The organism is Vibrio sp. 1557 (genome assembly GCF_033340175.1).
Taxonomy (GTDB): domain Bacteria; phylum Pseudomonadota; class Gammaproteobacteria; order Enterobacterales; family Vibrionaceae; genus Vibrio; species Vibrio alginolyticus.
Genome location: NZ_JAWOVZ010000183.1, coordinates 1 through 1,221 on the forward strand (window position 1 = coordinate 1; position 1,221 = coordinate 1,221).

The 1,221-nt window shown below is 47.6% G+C and carries 2 protein-coding genes; both read right to left on the reverse strand.

Annotation, left to right across the window (positions count from 1 at the left end; translation table 11 throughout):
• Window positions 1-428, reverse strand: a 428-nt coding sequence (locus R7070_RS25695; protein WP_318141450.1) for an MFS transporter, incomplete at its 3' end; no start/stop codon positions are given.
• A complete protein-coding gene (locus R7070_RS25700) occupies window positions 425-1,069 on the reverse strand; it encodes a recombinase family protein (protein WP_318141451.1) in 645 nt (214 codons plus the stop codon). The genes R7070_RS25700 and R7070_RS25695, both read right to left, overlap by 4 nt.
• Window positions 1,070-1,221: the final 152 nt, after the last annotated feature.

Genomic DNA, 1,221 nt, shown 5'->3' on the forward strand with positions numbered 1-1,221 from the left:
GACGCTGCCATAGCAATGTAAGACATCGCGACGGGAAGCTCATTCCCACTAAATTGGTCGCGAGTAGAAGCTCGAGCCAACACCGCGCAGCAACCTGTCCCCAAGCCTTGCAAAAAGCGGCCTAAGACCATGCCAGTAAACGTATGGCTCCAGAAAATGATCATCAGCAAGCCGGACATTGCGATCAGCAAACCAGCGAGTAGCACTTTCTTGCGCCCTAATGCGTCGGACATTGGGCCATAGATGAACTGGGAAGGGCCAAATCCAAGTAGATAGATACTCACGAGGAGCTGCGCTTGATCGAGTGAAACTGAGAAGTCTTTGGCGATCCAAGGTAGGGAAGGCATCACTAAACCCATGCTCAGTTGGCCAACACTGATGATCAAACATGCCAATAGAATCGTGCGGAAATTGATGGGACGGTTCATGATGATTCACCATCGGCGAATCCGGCATTTTTTCGCGTTCTTAGAGCGCCATCTTCATCAAACTCGCTCAATTTTGCTTTGACTCGTTTAACCGTCGACAAGCTGACATCGCATTGCTCTGCCACGCTCAACAGCGTGTTCCCTTCTAATAGTAACGCCGCGATGAGCCGATGTTTTTCCCGGTCAGCAGGGCGGCCACGGAACTTCTGTTTCCACAAATCCGGTTGATCTTTAATGGCTTGGCGGCCTTGCTCTGCCGCAAATAGTCGATGCTGAATTTGTACCTTTCCATAACCTGATAGCAAAGCGAGTAACGTTTTCGTCTGTTCTGAGTCAGGTTCAAACGTCAATGGTTCACATACGGTTTTTAGTGTGACGCCTTTTTCAAGCAAGGCTCGAATGGCGTTGAGAGCCTGACTAAAATCGCGACCAAATGCTGTCAGCCACCACATCACGATGGTGTCGCCAGATTGAATAGTATTGCTAAGTTTTTGAAACGCTTCTCTTTCTGAAGGGGGAACGCAGCCACGAATTTTATCTTCAAAATGCAGCGCATCAGGAGCGGCCTCGCGCAACTCAGCAAGGTGATCACTGTGGGCTTTGTTTTTTGGAGAGTAGCGCGTGTAGATATAAGTCGTCATGACAGCATTCCTCATTGGGTTGGTTCATATACTGTAATGGTCCATAAATATACATGGGTTCATTAATGCTTACAACACTAAATGAGCCATTTAAGTTTTCTTAGAGCATATCCCAATTATCTAGGTGATGAGTTTTATGGCTGATTGGTGTT